This window comes from Winogradskyella sp. UBA3174 (genome assembly GCF_002364335.1).
Taxonomy (GTDB): Bacteria; Bacteroidota; Bacteroidia; order Flavobacteriales; family Flavobacteriaceae; genus Winogradskyella.
The window spans coordinates 46,604-53,233 of the sequence record NZ_DEXW01000063.1 but is presented as its reverse complement, the minus strand read 5'-3'; the positions used below and the strand labels follow the sequence as shown (position 1 = coordinate 53,233).

Annotated in this window: 7 protein-coding genes; 2 read left to right on the top strand and 5 right to left on the bottom strand. The window is 32.9% G+C overall.

What is annotated here, in order from left to right:
• Nucleotides 1-60: 60 nt before the first annotated feature.
• Complete coding sequence (locus B2U95_RS12460; protein WP_296316865.1) at nucleotides 61-897, bottom strand: SAM hydrolase/SAM-dependent halogenase family protein; 837 nt, start codon at nucleotides 895-897, stop codon at nucleotides 61-63.
• Nucleotides 898-1,018: 121 nt separating this feature from the next.
• On the opposite strand from B2U95_RS12460, the gene B2U95_RS12455 reads away from it, so the two are divergent.
• Both B2U95_RS12455 and B2U95_RS12450 read left to right on the top strand, forming a co-directional pair.
• Nucleotides 1,019-1,972, top strand: coding sequence for a PhoH family protein (locus B2U95_RS12455; RefSeq protein WP_296316864.1), 954 nt, complete (start codon nucleotides 1,019-1,021; stop codon nucleotides 1,970-1,972).
• Nucleotides 1,973-2,047: 75 nt separating this feature from the next.
• A complete protein-coding gene (locus B2U95_RS12450) occupies nucleotides 2,048-2,995 on the top strand; it encodes a phosphoribosylaminoimidazolesuccinocarboxamide synthase (RefSeq protein WP_296316863.1) in 948 nt (315 codons plus the stop codon).
• 192 nt (nucleotides 2,996-3,187) lie between these two features.
• On the opposite strand, the gene B2U95_RS12445 is transcribed toward B2U95_RS12450, so the two are convergent.
• The 4 genes from B2U95_RS12445 to rlmD all read right to left on the bottom strand — a co-directional run bounded on the left by B2U95_RS12445 (nucleotide 3,188) and on the right by rlmD (nucleotide 6,630).
• Complete coding sequence (locus B2U95_RS12445) at nucleotides 3,188-3,712, bottom strand: DinB family protein (RefSeq protein WP_296316862.1); 525 nt, start codon at nucleotides 3,710-3,712, stop codon at nucleotides 3,188-3,190.
• A 133-nt stretch (nucleotides 3,713-3,845) separates the two neighbouring features.
• Complete coding sequence (locus B2U95_RS12440) at nucleotides 3,846-4,589, bottom strand: DUF6048 family protein (protein WP_296316861.1); 744 nt, start codon at nucleotides 4,587-4,589, stop codon at nucleotides 3,846-3,848.
• Entirely contained in the window at nucleotides 4,570-5,175 is a 606-nt protein-coding gene (locus B2U95_RS12435) for a DUF6452 family protein (protein ID WP_296316860.1), read from the bottom strand. Before B2U95_RS12435 ends, B2U95_RS12440 begins: the two co-directional genes overlap by 20 nt.
• On the bottom strand, nucleotides 5,176-6,630 hold the full coding sequence (gene rlmD / locus B2U95_RS12430) for a 23S rRNA (uracil(1939)-C(5))-methyltransferase RlmD (RefSeq protein ID WP_296316859.1): 1,455 nt from the start codon (nucleotides 6,628-6,630) through the stop codon (nucleotides 5,176-5,178).

Here is a 6,630-nt window from a genome sequence, read left to right as displayed (position 1 = left end):
AAGAATTCTTCAATCTTAGAGGGTTCAAAACTCATTTTTACAATTCTTACTAACAAAGCTTTAAGTTTTAGTGAAGTTAACCGTTACGGTATCCATAGTTTTTAATCCCATTAAAGTAGAAGCACTACCAACTGTGCTACAATTACTCTTATACACTGCTATTTCTAAATAGCTAGAAGAATTAAATACAACTAAGCCTTTACCTTCATCATTTCGTTTAGATTCTTCTAACTCAAAATTTATTATATCACTATATTTATTATGCACTTTCTTAAATTTATGATTTCTAGCAGATACTTCATAGTCTCTAGTTTTTTGAATAGTTTCAAAAAACTTACGCTTTATATTGGTTACTACATTTCCATAATTATCTACATAAATAACACTACCTATAATTTGATTCTGTTCATCATTTACAAACGGAATTAAATTTTTAATCGGTTTAATGGTGTTAATAACTTTTCCAATCACCTCCAGTGTTCCACCTCTCGCAATGTGGCAGGCAACTTTTACAAAAACATCTAAAACAGGAAAGCTAGTCTCAATCTTATCATGTATATTAATTTCAACAATCTTCATTGGTGCTATTTCAGCACAAATCATACTCATAATACCATTGTTTGCACATATAAAGTAATGGTCATCTAATTTTACTGCAATATGCTTATTTTCAGCATTTAACTCGGAGTCGATTCCTATAATATGAATCGTTCCTTTAGGGAAACTGCTGTAAGCATTTAGAATAATATATGCGGCTTCAGAAATATTAAAAGGTGAGATTGAGTGCGAAACATCTACAATTCTTATATCCGAAAGCTCACTATAAATAGCACCTTTTATGGCACCAGCGAAGTGATCCTTTTCTCCAAAATCAGTCGTTAAAGTGATTATAGCCATGGATTAATTGTTGATATTTTTTTAAGAATTATAATTGTAAAATTGCTAGCTTTGTTTTTAACCAGTTGTTACACAAAACTAATAAAAGAAAATAGATTAACACATTAAATAAAGCACGCTTTTGAACGAACTTATCATAGAACTCGAAGAAATTACTCCAAAAGAATTCTTCGGTGCGCAAAATGCCAATATAGTACTTCTAAAAAAATACTTTCCAAAGCTTAAAATTGTTGCCAGAGGTAATAAAATTAAAGCCTACGGTGACGATGAACTTTTAGAAGAATTTAATCTTAGAATAACCATGCTCTTAAAGCATTTTGCCAAGTATAATAAACTCGACGAAAATGTAATTGAGCGAGTACTAACTAGCAACAGTAGTGAGGACTATAAAACATCTTCTAAAAGTGGAGAAGTTATAGTGCATGGTGTTGGCGGAAAGTTAATTAAAGCGCAAACTGCAAATCAGCGAAAATTTGTTGAGCTTGTTCGTAAAAACGATATGGTTTTTGCTATTGGTCCTGCAGGTACGGGTAAGACCTATGTTGGTGTTGCACTAGCTGTACAGGCTTTAAAAAATAAAGAAGTTAAGCGAATTATTTTAACGCGTCCTGCGGTTGAAGCTGGTGAGAATTTAGGATTCTTACCAGGCGATTTAAAAGAGAAATTAGATCCTTACATGCAACCTTTGTATGACGCATTGCGTGATATGATTCCTGCAGAAAAATTAGGAAGTTATATAGAAAAAGGAGTGATTCAGATTGCACCATTGGCCTTTATGCGAGGACGTACATTAGATAATGCTTTTGTGATTTTAGACGAAGGTCAGAATACCACCCACGCACAAATGAAGATGTTCTTAACCCGTATGGGTAAAAATGCTAAGTTTTTACTAACGGGAGATCCTGGTCAGGTAGATTTACCAAGACGTTCAATTTCTGGACTAAAAGAAGCACTTTTAGTTCTTAAAAATGTAGAAGGTATTGGAATGATATATCTCGATGATAAAGATGTGGTTCGTCATAAATTAGTAAAGAAAGTCATAGAGGCTTATAAGAGTATTGAGAATAGGGATTAGTTCTCGATACATTTCGACAAATAAATCGAAACACTCGAATTGATAAACTAATAAACGTTTAAACAAATAAACTTTATGAGTAAAACCATAATAGATACCAATTTTATTTTTCCGAATCAGAAAAGTCTTTACAAAGGAAAAGTAAGAGAAGTTTATAATATTAACGATGAGCAATTAGTAATGGTTGCTACAGATCGGTTGAGTGCTTTTGATGTGGTAATGCCAAAAGGAATTCCGTACAAAGGGCAAATCCTAAATCAGATTGCTACTAAGATGATGGCTGAAACCGAAGACCTAGTACCTAATTGGTTGGTTGCAACACCAGATCCTAATGTGGCAGTTGGTTATTTATGCGACCCGTTTAAAGTAGAAATGGTTATAAGAGGGTATATGTCTGGTCATGCAGCTCGCGAATATAAAGCAGGTAAACGTATGCTTTGCGGTGTCGTAATGCCAGAAGGTATGACAGAAAATGACAAGTTCCCAAGGCCAATAATTACACCAGCGACAAAAGCCGAAATGGGTGACCACGATGAAGATATTTCTCGCGAAGACATTTTAGCAAAAGGTATTGTTTCTGAAGAAGACTATGTTGTTCTTGAAGATTACACTAGAAAATTATTTCAACGCGGAACAGAAATCGCGGCAGAACGCGGTTTAATTTTAGTTGACACCAAATACGAATTTGGGAAAACTAAAGACGGAAAAATTGTTTTGATAGACGAAATTCACACTCCAGATTCTTCGCGTTATTTTTATGCAGATGGTTACCAAGAACGTCAAGATAGCGGAGAAGCGCAGAGGCAATTGTCTAAAGAGTTTGTAAGACAATGGTTAATAGCCAACGATTTTCAAGGTTTAGAGGGACAAACCGTTCCTTTTATGAGTGATGAATACATTGAGACAGTTAGCGAGCGTTACATTGAGCTTTATGAAAATATTACAGGAGATACTTTTGTGAAAGGTGATGTTAGTGATATACAGAATAGGATAGAGGCTAATGTTTTGAGCTATTTGGGATAGATTATTTTTAAGCAAATATTAATGACTTTTTAATAAAAATTCATTTATCAATAATATTATTCATTGTAACATAAACTAAAATATATGGAATTTCTCTTGGATGATAATTTGTCGATGGGTCTATGTTTTTATCTATAAATTGTAATTTTTATTGGGAGTAAATTATTCACTTGTTTTAAGAAATCTAATACATTAATAATTGCTTTTCAAAGTATCAGTATGATGCTCAACATGATGCGCTGTCCACATAATAATCTCACGAACTGGCATTTTGCCCATTAGTGGATGCGGTAACACTACAGTATCTAAATTTTCATCACTAATCTTTCTGGTTTTGTATTGTAGTTTTTTATGCTCAGTTTGTAATCTATTAAGAATGTATTCTTTTTCGTTGAGAGTCGGTACTTTCATGTTTTGTGAACCTTTAAAAGTTTTGCCTTTTATGTCTTCTAATCGTTCTTGGTAACGTTTTACTACAGCATCAAAATCTCTAACAGACCTATTTGCTTTACCAAATTTAAAACGCAATAAGAATTTTGGCATACTCAATGCATTGTTAAGTGTTATAATACTTTGAAGTAGATGTTGTGCTTGCTGTCCTGTAGTCCATTTTCCTTCAGGACCTTCAGTCCAAGAGTCATTAGGTTGTTGCTCTAGCCAAGTTATTAAATTAGAATGTTTGGCTTCAAGTAAATTTGCAATTGTCTCTTTATCCATAAGAATTAATTTGATAAAGAAAAGGTAGTGAATTATTTCATCAGAATCGCGATGATCTTACTATTAAAAGCAAGGTGGTTCCTTTTCGAAAATAGATTGGGATTTAGTTGTTATAATTTCTGATTTGGATTATTTATTCCTCAACCTCTTTTTCTTGAATCACAATTTTATCTTTTTTAAAGATTGGTACTAAGTAGGATACATTAAAGCCAAAACCTACACCAAATCTACCACTGTCAAATGTTCGGTTAAAACCTGGTATATATAAATTTTCGTAATCGTCAAGTTCAGTTTCAGATGCTAATACTTTTAATTGAATGTTTAAGCCAGCGAAAAGGTTATTTAAAACTTCAGCTTTAAAACCAAATTGAACTTCACCCCAAACTGCTGCTAAGCCTTTAAATTCCTGACTTTCTTCAACTGATATTTGTTCGTTCCAATACTGGTTATTAACATTATAGACGTTGTAATTATTTCTAGTCTGACTAAATGTACTTGCACCAACACGGAAACCAACATAAATTAAGTTTTCCATATCTAGCCAGTTTTTAAACATATTAATGTCTATACCACCTTTAAAATAACTTCCTTTAGTCGTATTACTTAAAACGTCATTGCTTAAAGTACGCTCTTCATTCCCAATTTCGCCAGCTAAGTACATTTTTTGAGTCAAGCGATAGTCACCCATAATTTCAAAACCAGTGTAATTATCATCTAAAAAAGTCCTACCTAATTTACTTATATCAGTACCTAATCGTAGTCCGTATTTTTGCTTGTAAACCAAAGTATCTTTAGCTTTTTCTGTTTTTTCCTGTGCAAATGCCATTGTAGAAAACAATAACAAAATCAGAGCACTTCTAATGTTCGATGCGTACATGTACTGTGTTTTCGTTTTCAACTACTAAATTTAAAACTTCGACTATGCTAATCCAGTTATCATTATCGGTTTCACGAGTAACAATAAGATTCGTAAAAATGCTTTTATAACCACATGCTCTAGATACGTAATCAAATTCTGGTATATAAGAGATTTCTAGAATGTCTATGTTAGAGTCTGTAGATGTATTTTCATCAAGTCTTAAATTTGTGTTTCTCTCTAAAATAAAACGAGATGTTACCGTTGAGTTTTCAGATTCTATTTTTAATGGTAACTCTATAGTATTACTATTTCTATTGAATAAATAATTGGTGCTATTGAATGTGCCGCTTATGCCATTTGGGGCTAATACTATTTTATCAGAAGGTTCTATTGGTTCTGTTGTAACACCATTCTCATCTGTAAATAAGCCTTCACCATAAACAGTTAATCGTGGGACAGTTTTTAAATCATCTGTACTTGTAGCATCGTAAAATTCTATTATTAAACGCGGAGTGGTAGACGTTGTGTCTGCACAAATATCATCGCGTTCGCAATTAATTAGAGCAATAGCTAAGATAAGAATTAAGAATTTTATGTTTTTCATTTACTTTTTCTCAAATAACACAACAGTTTCAATATGAGCAGTATGCGGAAATTGATCTACTAAACTTAGTTTTTTAATGTCATAGCCAGCTTGCATTAGTTGCTCTGTATCTCTGGCTTGTGTTGCCGGATTACAAGATACATAAACCAAACGCTCTGCATTTAGGTTTATTATTTTATTAAGAGTTTTTGGCGCAATACCAGCTCTAGCAGGATCTAAAATAATGGTTCTTATTTTATTGGTGTATTCAGGATGTTCGGTTAAAAATTTACCAACATCAGCAGCATAAAACTCTAAACCCTCTATGTTGTTTCGTTTGGCGTTTTCTTTAGCATCAGCTATTGCAGCAGCAACAATATCTACACCTACAATTTTTGTATTAGAAGATTTACTTGCAATAATTTGACCTATAGTCCCAGTACCACAAAATAAATCTAAGACTACCGTATTATCAATAGCATCTTTATTTTCTAAGGCATAATCTACTACTTTAGAATAGAGTTTCTCAGCACATTTGGGATTGGTTTGAAAAAAGCTTTTCATGCTAATTTCAAAGTTTAAGCCTAAAAGTTCTTCAACAATTTTATCCTTGCCGTAAATAAGGTTAATACTTCCAGTTGTAGCAATAGTTCGGTCTCCAACTTCGTCATTAATTGTGTGTAGTAATCCTGCAACACGCTCTCCAAATAATTTCACTAGATAGTTAGCGAATTTGTTTAAATCGAATTTTGGTAAATCATAAGAAGTAGTTACCAAATTAAATAAAAGTTTATCAGTCTTATAAGATTTACGAACTACAAAATAACGAAAGAACCCTTCTTTTTTAGGTGCATGCCAAGGTGCTAAACCCGTAGCTTCGCAATATTCTTTTATGTCTTTAATGTGATTTTCAAAATTTGCATCAAATAAACCAGAATCTCTTTTTAGATTATCACCACACCACCAAGTACCGCGTCTTTTAAAGCCAAGCGTAAATTCATCGACATCGGTTTTTAATTCCCTATTGTAGCCAATAGCAGAAAAACCATATTCCATTTTGTTACGATAATGGAAAGTGTTTGGCGAAGTTACAAATTCATCAAACTTATCTTTTATATCTACAACTTTACCAATACGCTTAAATAACTCTAATGTACTTTGCTTTTTATACTCGTGTTGTTTTTCTATTGGTAATTGCATGTAGGGAGCACCAGGAATATCTTGATAAGGCATTTCTACTTCATCTTCCGAAGGTTTTAAAACATCGTATAGCTTACATTCAGCATATTTTTTGCTAGACTTTTTTACTTGTGCTTTCACAAGCTGACCAGGTAATGTATTCGGGACAAAAACTACAAATTCACCATGTTCGTTTCGAATACGAGCAATTCCTTTTCCGCCAAAAGCGTAATCTTCAATTAAGAGCTCTAAGACCTCTCCTCGTTTTACAAATTTATTGCGTTCTCTCTTTGGCAT

Coding starts and splice junctions, on each gene's coding strand:
- B2U95_RS12435 (WP_296316860.1), bottom strand. CDS start 5,175: ATGAAAAACATAAAATTCTTAATTCTTATCTTAGCTATTGCTCTAATT.
- B2U95_RS12460 (WP_296316865.1), bottom strand. CDS start 897: ATGGCTATAATCACTTTAACGACTGATTTTGGAGAAAAGGATCACTTC.
- rlmD (WP_296316859.1), bottom strand. CDS start 6,630: ATGCCAAAGAGAGAACGCAATAAATTTGTAAAACGAGGAGAGGTCTTA.
- B2U95_RS12445 (WP_296316862.1), bottom strand. CDS start 3,712: ATGGATAAAGAGACAATTGCAAATTTACTTGAAGCCAAACATTCTAAT.
- B2U95_RS12450 (WP_296316863.1), top strand. CDS start 2,048: ATGAGTAAAACCATAATAGATACCAATTTTATTTTTCCGAATCAGAAA.
- B2U95_RS12440 (WP_296316861.1), bottom strand. CDS start 4,589: ATGTACGCATCGAACATTAGAAGTGCTCTGATTTTGTTATTGTTTTCT.